Origin of the sequence: Streptosporangium sp. NPDC000509 (genome assembly GCF_042898365.1) — a bacterium.
Taxonomy (GTDB): Bacteria; Actinomycetota; Actinomycetes; order Streptosporangiales; family Streptosporangiaceae; genus Streptosporangium.
In genome coordinates, this window is record NZ_JBIAYX010000002.1 from 127253 (window position 1) to 145959 (window position 18707).

Here is an 18707-nt window from a genome sequence, read left to right on the forward strand (position 1 = left end):
GTGGACGCGACCGCCCGTCCGCTCAGCGATATATCCCCTCCGCGTAGGCGGGGCCGTAGTAACGCTCCAGTTCCTCGATCGGCTCCCCCTGTCGTTCCAGCGCCTGGGCGATACGCGCCCGCGATGGCAGGACCTGCGGGTTCCAGCTCTCCGGGCGCCACAGTTCCGAGCGGAGGAAAGCCTTGGAGCAGTGGTGGAAGATCTGCTCGATCTCGACCACGATCGCGAGCGACGGCCGGTGCCCCTTGACCACCATCCGGTCGAAGAAGGGGGCCTCGCGCACCAGGCGCGCCCTGCCGTTGACCCGCAGGGTGTCGCCGCGGCCGGGAACGAAGTAGATCAGGCCGACGTGCGGGTTGCGCAGGATGTTGTGGAATCCGTCCGCCCTGCGATTGCCCGGCCGTTCCGGGACCGCGATCGTGGAGTCGTCCAGGACCAGCGTGAATCCCGGCGGGTCACCCTTGGGCGAGACGTCGCAGTTACCGTCGGCGTCCGAGGTCGCGACGAGGCAGAACGGCGAGGCGGCCAGCCAGGCACGGTCCAGCTCGTGCAGGGTCCTCCGCTCCTTCGCGAGCGCGGCCGGTTTGGGAATGCCGAGCACCTCCCGCAACTCGTCCGCCGACTCGATCGATTCCCAGCCCTCGGCCCCCATGATTCCCCTTCGGTGATCCGTTTCTTCGCGGAGGGCGTGTGGTCACCGACCTGGCAGGTAAACGTCGGGATCGTTGCCGTTCACACCGTAGACCATGAACCTACGCCCTCATGGAGCATAGGCCCATGGAAACGCATTGGGAAAGATCAGTCATAGAGCATCGTTAACGGCCGGACATACGAGAAGAGCCTCCTCACCACGTTTCCACCGGCGAGGGAGCTCTTTCTACCTGCGTGGCAGGTGCGGTTTGAATCAACACAGGCCGAGCCGACGACGTTACAGGCCGTTCCCGACGACAGGTGAAGAATAACCTCTGGATGACGTCTGGGTTTTAGTGCTCAAGGGTTGACGAGATCCCGTCCGATCACCTCGATCGGGCGGGACCTCCTTGTTCCTCCGGAGCCATGGGCAACGGGCGGCAAACTCCGGCGGTGTCCTCGTGACGGTGGACACGGTCATCGGGTTCACCCGCCACACAGCGGGCGGGGCGCGGCGAGATTCAGCAGCACCTCATGAAGCTAGCTGTCGCACACCTTGGAAATGCGCTTCCCGGTCTTGGCGTCCGTACACGTCTTGCACGTGCGGTTCGGGCTGGTCGTGGTCGGGTCCTTGGTGGTCACGCATTCGACCTCGGTCGAATTCTCGGACTCGCCGCGCTTCCGCTCACAGTACTGCTTCTTGTATCCACTGCCTTTCTTGCCGCGGCAGTAGTAGCACCTCCTCTCCCCCTCGTCGAGCCATTTACATTTCGGGGCCTGCGAGACGGAGTGATCGGTGGACGAGACGACGGTGCCGACGCTTCCAGACTGCGCCTGCGAGGGAATCGAAGGGGCGAGGGCGGCAGCCACGAGAGCGCTGACAACACAGGCTTCCTTGAGCACGGTTCCTCCCAAGGTTCGCGTTCCTCTGACCCTCCCATCATGAACCCCCCTATCTGAGAGGCGTCAAGGCAGGCGCTGAACTTATTTCTCAATCGCCACGTGCGCATTTTTACGGCTAAACGTACGCGGTCGATATCCTTTCGATCTCACAGCCATTCTCAGAATACTATTTTACATTCTCATTATTTTCTTTCCATATGGCCATCACATTTTTTCGGTCTCGATGACGGTTCTCTCCGGCGCCGGTGTGACGCCGATCCAGCACCTGCCGCACATCCTCGAACAGGTTCGGCGGGCGGCGGGAAACCACGGCCGACGAGAGCAGCGGCATGTCCTCCTCCAGCCGCTCGGACAGGGAACAGGCAAGGATCTGTTCACTGTCCCAGCAGCCCGACACATCCGCCGCGACGATCGCGTGGGCGGCACACTCGCCGATGACCACGACCCGGGCCTGCGGGAACGCGCTCTCATACCCGCCCACACTGTCCTTGGAAAACTCTTCGAGGTCCGCCGGAGTGCCGGGCAGGTCGAGCACGAACCCGTCGATCGCCATCAGCCGCCGTCGGCCGAGCCACGTTTCGCCATGGTGGCATGGTGCCGATAGAGCTCAGCCCGTGAGTGCGGCCGGGAGTTCATCGAGGGAGCGGATGACTCGAATGCCGCTACCGACGGCCGTGCGAGCGCTGATGTTCGCCCGGTCGAGCCAGTAGGCGTGCAGCCCTGCCTCGTGGGCTCCCACCGCGTCCAACGCGTACTTGTCTCCGACGTAGGCCACCTCATGCGGCTGGAGGCCGAGGGAGGTGCAGCCGGCGACGAAGATGCTCGACGCGGGCTTGGCCGCACCGTGCTGCTCGGAGCACACAAGCGTGTCACCGAAGTAGGGCAGAAGGCCAAGGACGTCGAGCTTGTGACGCTGGTGATCGGCGGATGAGTTGGAGACGACGCCGAGGCGGTAGTCGGGTGCGAGTTTCTTGAGGACCGGCTCGGCGTCGGGGAACGCCGCCCAGGCGGCCCTGCGGTGAACCTGGTATCCGGCGAACCACGCGGAGGCTTCCTGGTCCGACAGACCGGCATGCGTGATCTGCCCGAGGTGGGAGAGGAATTCCCTGGTGCGTTCGAGCTGCTGTTCGGTGAAGGTGAGCTCGCCGTTCAGAAAGCGGGCGTACTGCCTCTCCATGACATCCCGCCAGAGCGCGAGCGCCGTGGTGGAGTCGGGGAACCTCTCAAGCAGTCCTTCGGCCCGCAGGTGGGTGAGCACGCCGACTTCTTCCGAGGTCGAGTAGTCGAACAGAGTGTCGTCCACGTCGAAAAGCACCCCCTGGATCGGCATGAGGTCGCCCCTTCTGGTCCTGGTGTTGCCGGGTTCCGCCACGCCGAGCATTCCACCGCTGTACGCGTCCATCGGCCACCTCGCCGAGGCCGTGCGCCTGCTGATTAATGCACCGTCCCTGATGTTCAACGTCGTTGCTGCCACCACGGCCACTCGGGCGAGGCATGCGGGTCCGGCGACGTTCGGGCGAGAAACCGCCTGTCGATGGGCAGGACCAGGGCGTAGAGATACGGTTCGGCCCAACGCGGCAAGGCGATGAGTGCCTGTTCGAGCCGCTGACGTGGCGCGTCTCCGCACTCGGGACATATACACCGGGGTCCGATCCGGTCGACGGTGCCGGGAACGACTGCCTGCGTCCAAGCCAGCAGTGCCTCAGCAACCGTTCCGGGCCACATCCGGGTGTGCTCCAGCGCAATCACCGCGGCCATGGGGCGACGTCCGAGACCGGGAACCTGATGAATCGAAGCTCTGTGGGTTCCGCACACCGATTCTCGTGCGCGAACCTCCGAAGGGCGCCTACGAGGCATGGCCCTTTCTGATCGATGTCATGGCGTCGATGATCGCACACCGGAAAGCCGATCTCCAGATCTGGCCCATCGGCCTACCGCCATGAATCGCTTCGGGGCTGATGGAGGCTTTGGCCTCGCTTGATCGCTTTCTGTCCAAGCTCTTGGTGTTGTCGACACTTCAGGAGACCAGACAGCACGGCCGTCATCCGCGAGCTTAGAGTTGAGCAGGTGCGTGACGACCCCGAACAGGAACGGCCGTTCTTGGACTCGACCACCAAAGCCACTCGTGAGGCCAACTCCCCTCTGTGGTCGGTGAGAGCCGCCGCCGGACGGCGCCTTGCGGCATCGGCGCACATACCCGAGGTGTCCGAGGTCCTTCACCGCCTCCTGCTGGATCCTGATGACACAGGGGTCACCCAGGAGACGGCGGAAGCCCTAATGCAGCGGGGAGACGCATGTGGTCTGCGCGCCGTACTGGCGGCACTCGCCTGTGCGCAGGCTTTCGACACCTCTGATCAACTGGCGGCGGAAATCGACTGTGATCCCCGCTGGATAACGGAGAGCGGCGCAGATCAACTGGTCCGGCAACTGCGGGAGTTGACCTCCGATGAGAACGACGGCGTCCGTACCGAGGCGCAGAGCCGCCTGCTTCGCATGAGGAAGCCCCAGGGCGAAATGGGTCCGAACGCCTCAGGGCCGACGTGATTCTTTCGGCAACCACTACAGCTGGTGGCCGAACCGCGCCCCAAGAGATCATGCGATCAAGTCCAAAGCACAACAGCGAAGGGCCGGCTGGGAATGTCCAGCATCAACCGAGTCACGACATCCATGATCGATAGCGTTCCTTACCTGGGCGGCTGGTAGAACGCTGAGTGTGGAGGATCGTCGGGATCGCCTGCGGGCGCTCCAACGGCTCGTGAGCTTCCCCCCTTAGCCCGGACACCGGCGGTGTGTCATCAGGCTCCAGGGTCCGGCGGCTGGTGACGCCGCTCGTGCACGGCCTGGGCACTTGGTCCGAGTGGACCGCTGGGAACGGCCAGGACCCGCACGGTACAGCTTCCCGACGCCTCCGCACGTTCCTTGGCCCAGTGGAGTCCCTCGGCATCGGTAGCGAACCGCACGACATCTCCCATGGCCACCCCTCTTGCAGAAAGGGGACGTTTTCCAGACGGGCGGTGTCCTCGCCAAGCCGCGTGGCCCAGAGTCCTTCGGTGCTGTAGGGAAGCCCCCCCTTCTCGCGGCACAAACCGGAACCAGACCTTGATCCGGTTGTTCTCGGTCGTGTCGTGCTCCGGTGAAGTCGTGGAGGCCATGACCGACATGATCGCGCATTCTTCTCGGGCATCGAGCCCTGCCAAGACGCCCGAGGAGACGAACCAGAACACCGGTTAACCTCTCCTCCACCACTACGCCCGCGACGGACACCTGGTGACCTCCTTCAGCCCCTCCGAGCCGGAGTTGCGCTTCGGCAACGACCCGTACGCGCTCGATCACCTGATGGACGGCCGACGCTTCCAGATCAGCGCTGACGACGTCTTCGAGGATCGCGTGGACCCGAAAGAGAGCGTCAACTCGGCCTTGGCGCTGATCGGACGCTTTACGAAAACCGATGTCGCCACCGACTGGTTCGAAGCACGGTACTCCTGCATCAGACCCACCTCCTGACGGCCTGGGAAGTACCGGAAACCCCGGGGGTCCGCTGTGTTGGATGCTGTGATCAGACTCGGAACATGGACAAGGGCGCCATGCAGAGGGTCTGCTCGGCGCCGAACTCCTCGAACGTGCTGATGGGGCAGAAGCCAAGGCGGGCGGCGAGTTTCAGAGATCGTTTGTTCGCGGTCTGGGTCACGAGCGAGACCGGCTGGTCGGGGAGTTCGTCAGCCGCAGCGCGCAACGCGGCTGTTGCGGCCTCGAATGCGAACCCCGCGCCCCATGCACTGCGCCGCAGTACATAGCCCAGCTCCAGTTCCTCGCCATCCTCGGTGACATGCCCGGGGCCATCGGTCGACCGGTGGGCGAGCATCAATGTCCCGATAAGTCGGTTCGTCGTGTTGTCCGCGATGACGTAGTTGCCGGGCCTGGATGTCGCGTTGGCGATTGCTGCATCGAAGCGCTGCTCGACGTCATTCCGAGGCTGGGGACCACCGATGTATGCCTGAACCTCGGGGTCGGTCGAGAGCTCGATGAATCCTTCGCGGTCGGCATTGTGCAACACACTGCGCAGCAGGAGTCGTTCCGAAAGGATCTCCGTGGCAGATAGCGTGCGCAAGGGGCTCATAGGGCCGTGAGCATAGAACAGGCCCCTTGCACTCGTCTGCGCCTGTGGCGCTGAAAGGATCTCGCGAACCAGCGGATCGGTGACGCGCCGGTCGGCTGAGATGTTCAACGTAAGAGGGTCCCGGAAGTCATTCGGGACCCTTTCGCTTGCGCTGCACACTGTAGGCCGTTACATGATCACCATTCGGCCAGGCGATGTCGCCACCATGTACTTGACATTGACGAGCGTCCGTCGTCTGCCCTTGGATCAGGCAGGGTCCGGTCGAGGAACTTCGTGTCCAGAGGCTCCACGATTCGCCGAAGCTCAGATCGAGCGAACGAAGGCAGGGCGTGGAGGGCTTCTTCCAGGAGGTCACGGGCTTCTACGGGGTCGCAACATGGCAACCCGTCCGGACGGAGGTAGAGGTATCGGCCAGAGTGCCGGAGAAACCCTGCGTACTGGTCCAAGGCGTCGGCCAGGGCATCCAGCCACAGACGCTCGGCTTCCAGCCGTCGTATCGCGGCATGGGTCTTACGAGAGATTCCAAGTATCTGCCTGGCCGGGGTGTGGCCGGATGATCGAGGGCACCCTGAACGCAGAGTGCCGGGCGGCCTACGCGGCACGGTTCCTTCGAGTCAGCATGCGGCACATCCTGTCACGTCTCAGCAGACCGTCGAAAGGCCGATGCCCGTTCCAGAGCCACCCGAAAGCCCGGCGCGACCTGGGAAAACACGGCCAAGATCATTGCACGCATATTGGTGGAGTGGTGACATGCGGCTGCTTCCGGCTGCCTGTAGCTGCATGTCCCGGAAACGCAAAAGAGGCCCCGGAGGGCCTCTGAGCTGCCAGTTTGGCTGGTGGCAGGTGCAGGACTTGAACCTGCGTAGGCTGAGCCGACGGTTTTACAGGACGTGACCGTTCCTGCTGCCTCAATGCTTCTGACCTGCGGCGACATCTTGTCAGGCCGCCTCCACCAGCAAGATCATTGCACATATATTGCACGGTCCCCCGGACGCCACCGTGAGACGCTGAACCCTGTGGATCAACCCGCTGAGGCAGTCTTCCCAACAGACAAGCTAAGCGCGCTTCGCCTTGGCAGGCCCCTCGTCGCCGAAGTCGAGGCGGACCGGCCGCAGTATCGGGCATGGATCGAGATCCGCCCACTGCGAACTGTCGCCGACGATGCCGCCCAACGAGAAGGCTGGACACGTAACGACGAGAGGCGCAGCTTCCGGCTGACACACTGCGAATACGTCATCGAGCGCCTCGACGGCTTGGACTACGACATTGGAAGCAACGAACTCAAGCGCATCGTCGCCACCGACGAGGCCAACCTCCTCGCCCTGCTCCAAGATTGGGGTGTAGTGCCCGAGCGATTCGCCCACCCCTGGAACACCGATTTTCCGGCCTAGCAGACACTTCCGATGGCGCCTGCGGCCGTCGGATTAGAAGTGGAGCGGCCGGTATCTGCTCTCTCATCTGATGACCTGGGCAGATGAGTTACATAGCGCCGAGTATGCGAAGCTCCTTCCACATATGTTCCGGATCTTCCTGTTAGTCCCAAATTGGAATTGCCCTGCACGACTTCTGACCCATCACCGTCCTCCTCGTAGCTCCCGATCTTTGGTGGGGCCATGTCAACAGCAGCAGAGCTGATCACATAGCAACATCGTAGGCGCCCTTGACTCGGCAGGGCCGAGCTGCTCCCATCCACAGCGGCCGTAGGGCGCAAGTCGCAAAAGTAACAGTTTGAACACGTCAGACAAGCTAGGGCTTGTCGGGTGTGATCGTTTCGTTCACCCTGAGACTGAATGATTCTGCCTAAGGTGGAATGCAGGGCATAAGTAAGCCGCAGCAGGAGAGTCAACTGAATGGCGATACTAATCCCGGGGCCATCGACAGATCCCCTTCGGGGTGACCTGAGGCTTAAAAGCCGAATGGAGATGCTTCAAGATAGTTATTTGCGAGCTGTAGCGGCAGCAGCCGGTTGCACCATGGCGAAACCTGACCCAGATGACGGTATTGACTGGATACTTACTCATAGCTCAAACAAACACCTAGCAGATTATCAGATAGATCTCAAAGTGCAGTTGAAGAGTACGTATCAGTATGGCCCAAATCCGGCCAATGGACACGTTAGCGTCAAGTTGAAGAACGATCGATTGACGTTTATGGCCGCAAGGCCGGTCACTGTCCACCGCATACTTGTTGCGATGATCATTCCTAGGGAGATAGCTACCTGGGTAGCAGCCACTCACGATGTCTTCAGTCTCCGCCATTGTGCCTACTGGGCTGATTTAAAGGGACTTCGCCCTACGGGGGAGGAAGAGACGAGTGTTAGCGTTCCGACTGCTAATGTCTTCGATGACATCGCTCTGTGCGCGATCATGGAACGCATTGGAGCTGGGGGCCAGCCGTGAGCAGCAACCTTTCGATACGTCAGCTAGCGACGGAGATTTCCCCAGGTGATTTTGCAGCTGTTTTGCGACGAGTTGGGTGGTCGCAATTTGGAGGGCAGCAAGGCCTCTATTCGCGCTGGCGTCCCTCGGGGGACGAAAATGCGCCCAGCCTACTTCTTCCTCTTAATGAGGAAATGGCTGATTATCGCGATCTTTTCCAGCAAGCTTTAGCGGCTTTGTTGAAGCGCGAGTCGCAAGCTGAGAAGTTATTGATGCGCTTAGGGGGTGATGCTAGGTCTTTAGGTGATGAGATCAGATTCCGTAAGGAAGTAACCACAATCGCTGGCGCCATTCCATGGCTCCAAGGTGAGAGCTTGATCAACTCGGCACGTTTGGCGCTCCTAGCTTCCGCCAAGTCCCGGAAGTCGCGTAAAGCCTACTTCGGCAACACAAATTCTAAGTTCGCATACGCTTTCCTTGGAAGCGTGTTGATGGGGCAAACCGACAATTCGAGTTATGTAGTAACAGCATACGCCCCGGTGGATAAATTATTCTACGAGAGGCCAGCCGACGAAGGCTCTACCTTGCCTGGAGTTGGATCCCATACAGGGCGCGATATAACGCAAACTCTTATCTCGTCTCTAGATGCTACACAAGAAGCTATAGAGCACTTCGAGAACTCGCAGTCAATGTCAGGTTTCGACGCGGGGGTTCGGAACGGAATATCTTACGAACTCGTATTAGCCCTTCAGGGAGTTCTTGAAAATTCCGATGGTGCAGACATATCGGTCTCCTGGAAACCGGCCTTAAATCTAGAAGAGGATAGCCAGCCAGAATCGGCGATTAAAGAGTTTGAACCCCGCCACATCCCTATTCTAGAAAAAGCATGCAACCGTCTCGCAATAACTTCAGCCTCTCAAACGGTTACCGTAATGGGGGCGGTTACCTTACTGGAAAGACCTAACCCTGGAAGTCCAGGAGTAATTCGCATTGAGGTAGTTAGCGGCTCTCCTGCCAAAAAAATCCGCGTCCGTCTTGAAGGTCAGCAATATAGGGTGGCATTCGAGGCACACGGAGACGAGCGCGGGATCGTAGTCACGGGCCGTCAGGAAAAAGAGGGGCGATACTACTGGTTATATGATGCTCAGGACATTCAGCCTATTGATCTTCCGATAAAGTATGCCCATATTCAAGCGGTGGGACTCGGCGAGGATCAAACGGCAATGGAACTGGAGTAAATTCTGCCTTGTCCGCCGATGGAAAGTGTCTTGGTGGAAAGTGGGATGGAGGATTCAGTGGCACTGAATCTCGGGACGACACGGGGTGATGCTGTAGTCGTTGACCAAGATCTCGGCTTCCGAACCACATGCGTCGGCTATCGCGTGGACACGAAACCATGTTGCCCGTTGGGCCGGGGCTGAGGGACGAAGCCCTGGACCGTCGATCGCCCCCAACCAGGTATGGCGCTTAGCCACGACTTGGCGATCGTGGGGGCGGCACCATCTCCCAACCGCTCTACTACCGACGATTGCGGACCACTTCCGCCCACGATGGTCTTACAACTCGTGAACGTTTCGAGTGAAGATAGCCCCTAACCTGCAAGGGAGCTACGTTAACCCGCTAAGCTTCATGATCACCTCATGCATATTGACGCAGCCGCTGCTTGAGCGCAGAGCTTTCGAACGTGATCCACTCCTCCGCCGAACTAAATTCCAGAACCAAAGATCCAAGAAATCTCGACGAAATCACCACATCAGCCCCTGTTACGGGCGACACTTTGTCGGTGGCCCCGTGAACGTCCCGGCCGACTCGGGATCAAGATCACTGGGCAGATGTACTGTACTGTTTCGGGGCTGATAGAGGGAGCAATGCGTGACAGGGATCGCCGATGCGGTTCGTAGAAGTACAGAACTCAGGAAGCCGCTGACAGCGCTGATAAACAAGGGCTGCGTGCCGGTCGGCGGCATCTACCGCCTTGACTACGATTCCGCAATCGTGCTGACTGACGACTTCAAGAAGCACAAGGCCGGAGGAGTGCCGCGGGGCGGATTTCTTCTTGCGGTTGCGGGAGAGAATACCGAATCCGGATTTATGCTCGAGGATCAAGAGGTCATTCTCCTCCGCGTACGCGGAACTGCACCGCTCCCCAACGAGTCCGAACTGATCCAGACGCGCTTGGCGGTTGTTCGCGACGCTGGTGCGTCAGGTGTGGGATTCGACGACGTTACCGACGTACTCACTCGCAACGAGCTGCAGCAGTCCGCCTTCGACTGCGAGGTGCTCGGAACTTTCTATACCGAGACTGATGCCCGTGACGCTCAGATCGAGTATGGCGCGGATATCGACAACGTGGTCGTCTCAGCTCGTTACCAGGTTTTTCTTCCATCAATAGAGGTACTCTCCTGGCTGGCGTCTTACCCGGAACCCGTTGACAATCGCGATGCCCTTGCGATCGGCAAAGTTCGATTCGCTGCAACACGCCGTAAGGCGCTAGTCGCCGGCACTGATCAGGCCGATGTGCGTGTTGACGTCTCCGACTTCATCGGCCGGAAAACCGCCGTGTTCGGCATGACTCGGACGGGCAAGTCCAACACCATCAAAACCCTGGTCACGGCAGTACATCGTTACGGTTCGGAGCACAAGCGCTCCATCGGACAACTCATCTTTGACCCTCAAGGCGAGTACGCCAACGTCAACAAGCAGGACAAAACGGGCCTTCGACTGCTCGGCGATGACGACAACACGGTGCGGATCTACAAGGTGGAGCCCAACTCGACCGATATCCGGGAAAAACCACTGCGCATTAACTTCTACGACCGCGAGGTTCTGGACGCGGGATGGAGCTTGGTCAGCGAAGCAACTGCACCGGTCAACACCAATTACAGTAAAGACTTCCGGTCGGCTGTTCTTTCCGAGCCTGACCGGAACGATCGCAGTGCGTACAACCGTTGGGGCTGGGCGATGGTCGCCTTCTATGGGCTGCTGGCAAAGTGCGGTTTCCAAGGAAGCTCACTGCCGCAGGAACTCATTATTGCCGCACAGGCAGACCCGATGAACGCATTCATGGCTGCCAACTCTGGCGCGGTCATCCAGGCTGGCCGACCGGGCAGCTACCGTGTACTCACTTCGGCTGGCGCACTCGCACTTGCGGAGTGGGTGGGCGAACGGCCTGGCGAATTCCCAAAGTGGCACGAAAGAAGTAACTGCCACTTCGTCGACATATGGAGTGTCTACAAGTACACGGGCGTCACATCCGCCATTCGCAGCATCCGCGCCTTCCATGGAGCGCAGTCGGCTGGCGATGTCGGCGAGCACCTATGGCAGGACATGCTCGCCGGGCGACTTGCAATCGTTGATCTCTCCAGTGGCAACGACAAGGTTGCTAAGGTGATGTCGGAGCGCATCGTGACGCATCTGCTGAACCGAGCAAGCGAGCGGTTCCGCGCTGACGACGACCCAGTCGACATGCAGATCATCGTTGAGGAAGCCCACAACCTGTTCGAGCGCGGTGGGCGAGACGTGGCTGATGACCCTTGGGTGCGTCTGTCGAAGGAGGCCGCGAAGTACCGGATGGGATTGATCTACGCGACGCAGGAGGTCACCTCCGTCGACAAGCGCATCCTGTCCAATACCTCGAACTGGTTGATCGCGCACCTTAACTCAGATCACGAGACGCGTGAGCTGGCGCACTACTACGACTTCAAGGTCTGGGCCCCTAGCATTATGCGGGCCGAAGACATCGGCTTTGTGCGGATGAAAACTTACTCCGGCAAGTTCATCGTCCCGGTGCAGGTTGCGAAGTTCGACCACGCGATGGTCAACAACGCACGCAATACCGCCGGGCTTGCAAGCATCGACTTTCAGGACGAAGGCGAGTAGTCCATGCCCTACGAAGGAGAGAAGGCTTCCCGACTCGGGCACGTAGGAACGGTCCGCAATGAGGCAGTCAAGGCTGCGCTCCAACGCTGGACCATCACAAGCGCTCGCCCGAACAGCAGGGACGACATTGATGAGCTCTGCTCGCCGCTCGAAGACCTGCCGCTTGTTGGCAAGTTGGATGACGTTGATTTTTCGATCACAGTAGACGGCTCGGACACGGAGGTTGAGACAACCCGCGACCATCCAACCGTGAAAGTCGGCTACCTGCGGGTCGCCGGCTCGGTGGTTCGCCTGGATGTCTTCAGGAGCCTCGCACAGGTACGGTACATCGACCCACGGGAGGTCCGCCGCTCTCACACCGAGTATGCCTTTGACGTCGCACTCCCCGGCTCTCAGCTGGCTCGCCCAGGTATGAGCGGCGTCGACACCTGGCGCGCAGAGCTCGACGCGTTCCTCCAGAGCTCGCGATTCGACTCGAGCACCAGCATGACTCTCGCCGATGGCCTCCTTGCGCTGCACGGCACTCGTGGAGCGCCCGCGGCGGGAGTCGCGCTCCGGGTATGCCCTGGCTGCGGACTCAAGGCGACGAGCATAGCCACGCTCGCTGTCACCGCCACGGGCGGCACTTGCCCGTCATGCAACGCACAGCTTTACCTCGCGGACGTGCTCCGAACTCACGAGGAGTACAACGTCGAGGGCTCTAACTTCACCCCCATGGGACGTGTCATGACAGCCGCCGAACGGCTGATGTCTCTGTGCTACCTGAATTTCTTCGCCGACACGGCACCTGACGTCCTCCGGCACACCATCTTCATCACTGACGGACCGCTTGCTCTGTTTGGTCCACTGGCTCCACTCAAACGTCGATTCCAGGAACATCTCAGCGACCTGAGCAACTGGTGCGCCCAGCACAGCCTCGTCGCCCCGCTCATCGTAGGCATCGAGAAGTCGGGAGCGTTCGTCGAGCACGCTGAGCAGATCAAGGACCTAATCCCCGCCGGGCACGTCATGCGGCTCACCAACGACTACATCAACCGGATCTCAGGACGCCCAGCGAACAACCACTACGGTGTCGATGAGTTCTACGGACGCCGCTTCATCTATCGCACTCGTGCCGGGGATCCCCTGGTGATCACGGTCCTACCAGCTCCCGGACTTTCGCCATACGACGGTGGTACCGAAGTTGAAGGGTGGGATGCCTACCCGACACTTCGTCTGATCTGCGATGTTCTCGACTCGCTCAGGACCCGTATGTATCAACATGCCGTCGTGCCCATCGCCCTCGCGCATTCAGCGGCCGCGCTGCCCCTAGGGGTTGGACGATCTGTCCTGACGATGATGGCGCAGCAGAACATTCCTGGGCTGAAACTCGACATCCAGGCAGTGCAGCCGCCAACCTACTTCAAAAGGTAGACCGAACTATGCGCCCGAACATTCGTTCGTCCGGCATGATACGGTCATGACGACTCTGACCTCGCCGCCGACCGGCATCGCTGCTAGCGAGCTTGCCCGGACCGCTAGTCTCTTCGGCACCGGCGAGGCGATAAATGTCAGGGCTCGTCCTTTGGTTAAAAAGCTTGAGCCTGTCTCGCACAGGCTCGCCCATGGCCGCTATCAGTCGCCCTTGCGCTATCCGGGCGCCAAGTCGTCACTAGCCCCCGTCATCACGCGAGTGATCACATCGGCGAAACAGTCCCGGGAAGTGCCCGAGATTAACCTTCTCGTGGAGCCCTTCGCCGGCGGGGCGTCAGCATCACTGCGCATGATCGGTGAGGGCAGTGTGGACCGCATTCTCCTTGCAGATGCTGACCCGCTTGTCACAGCCTTCTGGCAGGCGGCCGCTGACGATACCGAGCGGCTTGTCGACCGAATGCATGATGAGTGGAAGCGATACGTGCGTAATGGTGGCACGGCAGCCGTTGAACGATGGGACTACTGGCGCGACTGGAATCCGCGGCCGAACATGATTCCGCGCAATCGTCGCCTGGCGGCTGCTATAAAATGTCTGTTCCTCAACAGGACCACCTTTTCGGGCATCTTACATGGCAAGGCCGGTCCCATCGGCGGACGTGCCCAGACAAGTGACTACCCGATCGGCTGCCGGTGGAATCCAGACGCGATCGCTGAGCGACTCCGGTACGTCGGCCATCTCTATGATGTCGGACGCCTCGTGGACGTGTGGCGCAAAGATTGGCGCCAGACCCTCGACGACGTCCCCGAGCATTACCCACAGCTTCTGCCGTCTCGGGTAGTTGCCTACCTCGACCCGCCATACGTCGAAAAGTCATCACTCCTCTATCGAACCTCGTTCGACCCGCGAGGGGGCTACGGCGGCGACGGGCTCGGCGCGTCCCGGCCCAGTGATGACACGCTCCACCTCAGCCTCGCTGAGTACCTGCGAACGAAGGCACAGTTCAGGTGGCTGCTCAGCTACGACAACCACCCAATGCTCACGCAAAGCACATGGCTATACGCGCACAACCGCATGACTCCTTCGGAAGATGACCGCGAGATGCTTGGTGTACGCCGCTGGCGAATCAGCAAACGTCTGATCACCACCCGCTACACAGCGGCTGGTCGCGTTGGAAAGCGATCCGCCGAAGAGTTATTGATCACGACGCTCCCTCCTGCGACTGTCCCGCTTGACGAGCATCTACGCCTGCTGTGAGCGAGCAGGAACTCCGGACGCTTTCAAGTCGTCCGTCGCCGTTGTCCCGTCGGGAAGGGAAGCGGGTCGGCGAGGGCGTAGCGGCGGCGCGTCGCTGGGGTCGGCGCGTGCGTTTGGTACCGGCGAGTGCACTGGACGATAGAAGGCCCGGGCCGCCGCCGCCCGGGACCGGCGCCCACGCCGCACGCCCGGGCGGCGGGCGGCGGAGGGCCGGGTACGGCGGCGCGGCGCGCCGCCGCTTGATACCTCACAAGAACAATTCGGCAATCCTCCGGGACGGCCCGATGTCCCGTCTCGAAACGGACTGCTGGCACTGCGCTGATGCCCGTGTACGTCAGGGTTGTTGGGCGGTAACTTCGCTGTGTGGCTACCAACGATGAGCAGACGCGCTGGATCGTGCACGGTGAGCGGCTGATCTACGACAACCGGTGGATCCGGCTGGGCCTGGTCGATGTCGCGATCCCGGACGGGGAACGGTTCGAGCATCATGTGGTGCATCTGGATCGAGCTGCTATCACGGTAGTGGTCGACGACCAGAACCGAGTGCTCCTGATGTGGCGTCACCGGTTCCTGGCTGACCGCTGGGGCTGGGAGCTGCCTGGCGGGCTGGTCGATGCGGGCGAGGACGCCATGACGACGGCCGCTCGTGAGGTGGAGGAAGAGACGGGATATCGGCCCAAGGAGATCGAGCACCTGATCACCTACCAGCCAATGGCCGGCATGGTCGACTCGGAGCACAACCTATTCCTGGTGCGGGGTGCCGAGTTGGTCGGGAGTCCGACCGGGGAGATCGAGGCCGATCTCATCGAGTGGGTGCCGATGTCGGAGATCCCGGCGATGATCGCCCGCGGTGACATCTGGACGTCGGGGACGTTGATCGGTCTGTACGCGGCACGCGACCGGCTTAACGGAGTGAGCGCTTAACCGCTCGAACGAGTTCCTCGATGCGCTTGCGCTGGCGGCGGGAGCCGGTCATGGTCGCGAGTTGCTGAGCGCGTTGGATGTGGGGTTGGGCCGCGTCAGGTTCTCCTCTGGCCAGGAGGGCGTGGCCCAGGTCGCAGCGGACTCCGGATTCGGCGCGGTTGTAGGTGCCGTCCATCCCGGCCAGGGCAGAGCGAAGGTCTTCGACGGTGCCGGGATCGCCGAAGCGCACCAGGCAGTTGCCGCGCCAGCGGGCGAGGTGGTGAGCATCCAAGGAGAGGTAGGGCATGCTTACATCGGCCTCCCCTGCCGGTAGAAGTGCGGCAGCCTGGTCGAGGGCCGCGCGACATGTGGTCTCGTCCCCGAGGATCGCGGCTGCTTCGGCTTCGGCTGCTGACAGCCATGTCCGTAACCGGTTGGGGATGTGGTCGCGGTGGGTGGCGTGGATGTACTGGAGTAGCTCGGTGGCTTCGGCCGGCCTGCCGAGTTCCATCAGGACATATGTCTGTTCGGCCGAGACGTAAGCGAGAACGGCAGGGTCGTCGGCTTCGCGGGCGGCGGCTTTGGCCTGCTCGTAGTGATCCCAGGCGTCGTTGAGCGCACCGGTGTGGATGGCCTGCCATCCGGCCAACGATGAGGTCTCGGCCAGGACCTGGGCGAGTTGAGCGCGGATGCCGGGCCGGATGGCGTGGCGGTGGGCGCGTTGCACCTGGGCGATCTGGGCGCGCATCTTCTCTGCGATGGCGACGCCGCCGACTCGGCGGTCCATAAGGCGCAGGTTGTTGGTCTCGGTGGTGAGGATCATGACCATGACGGGGTCGATGGCGGTAGCGGCTTCGATCCGGGCTGTCAGTTCGTCGGTCTGCTCCTGGTGGTTGTCGCCGTGATCCCCGGTGGGGGATGCGAGGTCGAGTGGCGCCAGGCCGAAGAGCATGCGGGCGTGGTCGGGCAGGCCCAGGCCGGTGGCGATGCGCTCGTAGACCTCCAGGTCGGTGACCTGGCGTCGCCCTCGGATGATCAGGCTTACGTGGCCCTGGGCTATTCCGGTCGCCGTGCTGAGGCGGATCTGACTGGCTCCGCTGTACTTGACGGCGAGGTTGAAAAGCGCCATCACGTCACGATTTTTAAGGATTTCCTGGCTTTCATCGCGATCCCAGACCCATGCCGGAATATCGATCGGATTGAAAGCGTTGCTGTGCATTCCATCCTCCGGTGATCGGTTCCGAAGTGGTGCATTGCCGCAGAACGAGACTCTATATTCTCGGTGGTATACCTGCGCGGGATAGGGTGGAAAAGTTCGCCCGGACATTCTTTTCGGCATGACAACACCGGTTAAGTGCACGGAGTGCGACGGGCGCGGCTGGAAGATCGTCACCCGTCGTGGATGCGTGGCGGCCATGGGCCTCCGCCTGGAATTCTCGGCACACGAGGACTGCATCTACTGCGGCGGTACGGAACAGCTCGCCGAGATGTTCGAGTGGGAGGTGTTCACCACCTCCGGCGGAACCGACGAGCTCGGGCCGTGCGGGGTGAGCTCGGGTCAGGCCACGGCGATGGACACGCTGCGCACGGAGATGCGCCGGATGGACTCGCCCGCGACGATCTGGGGCCGCATCAGCCACCGGGTTCGCGACTTCAGCACCATGCAGGAAGACTGGTCAAAGCAGGTCTTATTTCACGCCACCGTGGATGCGGCCGGGTCGGTGCGTTTCGAGCGGCAGGAATCATGAGCGAGAATTCTGCCCAGCGGGAAGTGTCGTGCGTGGCACATCATCTCGTACCGGCTGTTCCCGGATGTGTGTCTTTGACCTGGAATAGGGCACGGCGTTTCGGACGGTCCCGGGTGGTGGCCTGGACCTGTCACGAGCATCGGGTGACGTTTTACGAATTGTGCGATGCGGGCGGCCTGTCATTCATCCGCAAGACGGTTCGGGCCGGAAACCGCAGCACCGTACTTCACAGTGAGGCGCAGACTCCTGCTCAGGCGCGGGTGATATGGATCAGGATTCTGGCGGGGCTCGCCAGGTAGCCGCCTGTCGCTGCTGCGCCTCCTGACAGAGCTGACCTCAGCCGGTACTGTGCTTGTGCAGACAAGTGGAAGAGCGATCAGGCGGTCAAGATGAGCAGGGATTTCGCCCCTCCGAAGTATGCCCAGGTGATGGGCGCGATTCAGGAGCGCATCGAGGCCGGGCAGTATGCGGCCGGTGACATGCTGCCCTCGGAGACGCAGTTCGTCCGGGAGTTCGGGGTGGGACGCACGACGGTGGTGCGGGCGCTTCAGACGTTGGCCATGCAGGGCTGGATCGAGCGTGAGCATGGCCGCGGCTCGTTCGTGAAGGGTCGTCCCGAGAGTGCCGCCGATCGCGTTCGGCCGGGCTTGGCGGTAGCTGAGCAGGTCGAGAGCGGTGACATGGTGACCGGGGTGGCCCGTGTTCCGGCTCCCCGCCATATCGCTCGTCTGCTGGGTGTTCAGGACAAGACGCCGGTGATCTCTCGTCGGCGTGTGGTGAAGCAGGGTGGCCGGCTGTCGGCGGTGGAGACCTTGTGGTTCCCTCTGGAGATCGCGTTGGGCACCGACGTCGACAAGCCCGAACCGTTGGCACGCGGGGTGCGTCATCACCTCCAGGCAGTCAAGCACCTGCGCTTCGATCACATCACCGAGCGACTGACCGCGCGCAACCCGACCAAGGAGGAGGCGGAGTCGCTCGGCTCCTCCAAGCCCGTTCTCGGGGTGCTGGCCACCGTGCATGACGCCACCGGGAGCGTGCTGCTCGTGATGAGCGTGGCGCTCCCCGGCGACCTACACGAACTCCAGGACGTCTACCAGGTGAGTTAACCGGGTGCTGCATCAGGCAACGTTCGCCGTGGTGATGGTCTCTCGTCGGCGCCGTGCTGTCTGGGACAGCGTCCGGGAAACCTGTCACAAAGCGCGACGACGCTGCAACTCCTCAAGCCACTCACGCACCTGCTCGTCGCCGTGCAGAAAGTCCCCATCCGGCCCGTGGGCCAGATCAATCCCGTACAGCAGCCTCAACGCCCACCACTCCAGGTCGTCCCAAACGAGATAATCATCGACAACCCAGCGGCATGCCCACCGGTCGGCCTCGTCCCGGCTCATCCGCCCATCGAGAACCGCAACGAAGCACTGCTCGATCTCGTTCAGTCCCGGCTGCTCGTCGCCGCTCATGAGCTGACCGTACTTCGAACGGGA

The 18707-nt window shown here is 61.5% G+C and carries 18 protein-coding genes and 1 pseudogene; 11 read left to right on the top strand and 8 right to left on the bottom strand.

Annotation, left to right across the window (positions count from 1 at the left end; genetic code table 11):
- Positions 1–22 precede the first annotated feature (22 nt).
- From ACFY3D_RS04000 to ACFY3D_RS04015, 4 genes are all read right to left on the bottom strand, one after another.
- Positions 23–652 carry a pyridoxamine 5'-phosphate oxidase family protein gene (locus ACFY3D_RS04000; protein ID WP_389974605.1) on the bottom strand — a complete coding sequence of 210 codons (630 nt, stop codon included), beginning with the start codon at positions 650–652 and terminating at the stop codon, positions 23–25.
- A gap of 518 nt (positions 653–1170) precedes the next feature.
- Entirely contained in the window at positions 1171–1533 is a 363-nt protein-coding gene (locus ACFY3D_RS04005; RefSeq protein WP_389974608.1) for a hypothetical protein, read from the bottom strand.
- 166 nt (positions 1534–1699) lie between these two features.
- Entirely contained in the window at positions 1700–2086 is a 387-nt protein-coding gene (locus ACFY3D_RS04010; protein ID WP_389974611.1) for a hypothetical protein, read from the bottom strand.
- A gap of 54 nt (positions 2087–2140) precedes the next feature.
- The gene (locus tag ACFY3D_RS04015) at positions 2141–2935 is read right to left on the bottom strand and encodes an HAD family hydrolase (protein ID WP_389974614.1); all 795 of its coding nucleotides are present in this window, start codon (positions 2933–2935) and stop codon (positions 2141–2143) included.
- Positions 2936–3600: 665 nt separating this feature from the next.
- Here ACFY3D_RS04015 and ACFY3D_RS04020 point away from each other — a divergent pair.
- Positions 3601–4077, top strand: coding sequence for a hypothetical protein (locus ACFY3D_RS04020; protein ID WP_389974617.1), 477 nt, complete (start codon positions 3601–3603; stop codon positions 4075–4077).
- A 251-nt stretch (positions 4078–4328) separates the two neighbouring features.
- Here the strand turns inward: ACFY3D_RS04020 and ACFY3D_RS04025 are convergent, their stop codons facing one another.
- Positions 4329–4694, bottom strand: a complete 366-nt coding sequence (locus ACFY3D_RS04025; RefSeq protein ID WP_389975616.1) for a DUF4265 domain-containing protein — start codon at positions 4692–4694, stop codon at positions 4329–4331.
- A 94-nt stretch (positions 4695–4788) separates the two neighbouring features.
- On the opposite strand from ACFY3D_RS04025, the pseudogene ACFY3D_RS04030 reads away from it, so the two are divergent.
- Positions 4789–5037: pseudogene (locus ACFY3D_RS04030) on the top strand (DUF6461 domain-containing protein); the annotation flags it as partial.
- A gap of 52 nt (positions 5038–5089) precedes the next feature.
- On the opposite strand, the gene ACFY3D_RS04035 reads toward ACFY3D_RS04030, so the two are convergent.
- Positions 5090–5758 carry a GNAT family N-acetyltransferase gene (locus ACFY3D_RS04035; protein WP_389974620.1) on the bottom strand — a complete coding sequence of 223 codons (669 nt, stop codon included), beginning with the start codon at positions 5756–5758 and terminating at the stop codon, positions 5090–5092.
- 908 nt (positions 5759–6666) lie between these two features.
- Between ACFY3D_RS04035 and ACFY3D_RS04040 the strand changes: the two genes are divergently transcribed.
- The 7 genes from ACFY3D_RS04040 (at position 6667) to ACFY3D_RS04070 (ending at position 15499) form a co-directional block, all read left to right on the top strand.
- A complete protein-coding gene (locus ACFY3D_RS04040) occupies positions 6667–7041 on the top strand; it encodes a hypothetical protein (RefSeq protein ID WP_389974623.1) in 375 nt (124 codons plus the stop codon).
- A 531-nt stretch (positions 7042–7572) separates the two neighbouring features.
- Positions 7573–8049: a DUF4365 domain-containing protein gene (locus tag ACFY3D_RS04045; RefSeq protein ID WP_389975619.1), complete on the top strand. Its 477-nt coding sequence runs from the start codon at positions 7573–7575 to the stop codon at positions 8047–8049.
- Positions 8046–9266 carry a hypothetical protein gene (locus ACFY3D_RS04050; RefSeq protein WP_389974625.1) on the top strand — a complete coding sequence of 407 codons (1221 nt, stop codon included), beginning with the start codon at positions 8046–8048 and terminating at the stop codon, positions 9264–9266. Before ACFY3D_RS04045 ends, ACFY3D_RS04050 begins: the two co-directional genes overlap by 4 nt.
- Before the next feature lie 634 nt (positions 9267–9900).
- Complete coding sequence (locus tag ACFY3D_RS04055; protein WP_389974628.1) at positions 9901–11907, top strand: ATP-binding protein; 2007 nt, start codon at positions 9901–9903, stop codon at positions 11905–11907.
- A 3-nt stretch (positions 11908–11910) separates the two neighbouring features.
- Positions 11911–13320 (top strand): hypothetical protein, encoded by a 1410-nt coding sequence (locus tag ACFY3D_RS04060; protein WP_389974631.1) that lies wholly within the window; start codon positions 11911–11913, stop codon positions 13318–13320.
- A 46-nt stretch (positions 13321–13366) separates the two neighbouring features.
- Complete coding sequence (locus ACFY3D_RS04065) at positions 13367–14575, top strand: DNA adenine methylase (protein ID WP_389974634.1); 1209 nt, start codon at positions 13367–13369, stop codon at positions 14573–14575.
- Positions 14576–14938: 363 nt separating this feature from the next.
- Complete coding sequence (locus tag ACFY3D_RS04070) at positions 14939–15499, top strand: NUDIX hydrolase (RefSeq protein ID WP_389974637.1); 561 nt, start codon at positions 14939–14941, stop codon at positions 15497–15499.
- Here ACFY3D_RS04070 and ACFY3D_RS04075 read toward each other — a convergent pair.
- Positions 15480–16697: an XRE family transcriptional regulator gene (locus tag ACFY3D_RS04075; RefSeq protein ID WP_389974640.1), complete on the bottom strand. Its 1218-nt coding sequence runs from the start codon at positions 16695–16697 to the stop codon at positions 15480–15482. The two genes, ACFY3D_RS04070 and ACFY3D_RS04075, sit on opposite strands and share 20 nt — an antisense overlap.
- 118 nt (positions 16698–16815) lie before the next feature.
- Here ACFY3D_RS04075 and ACFY3D_RS04080 point away from each other — a divergent pair, with 118 nt between their 5' ends.
- Positions 16816–17226 (top strand): hypothetical protein, encoded by a 411-nt coding sequence (locus ACFY3D_RS04080; RefSeq protein ID WP_364231402.1) that lies wholly within the window; start codon positions 16816–16818, stop codon positions 17224–17226.
- 389 nt (positions 17227–17615) lie between these two features.
- Positions 17616–18332: a GntR family transcriptional regulator gene (locus ACFY3D_RS04085; protein WP_389974644.1), complete on the top strand. Its 717-nt coding sequence runs from the start codon at positions 17616–17618 to the stop codon at positions 18330–18332.
- A gap of 84 nt (positions 18333–18416) precedes the next feature.
- Here ACFY3D_RS04085 and ACFY3D_RS04090 read toward each other — a convergent pair whose 3' ends face one another.
- Complete coding sequence (locus ACFY3D_RS04090) at positions 18417–18683, bottom strand: hypothetical protein (protein ID WP_389974647.1); 267 nt, start codon at positions 18681–18683, stop codon at positions 18417–18419.
- Positions 18684–18707 lie beyond the last annotated feature (24 nt).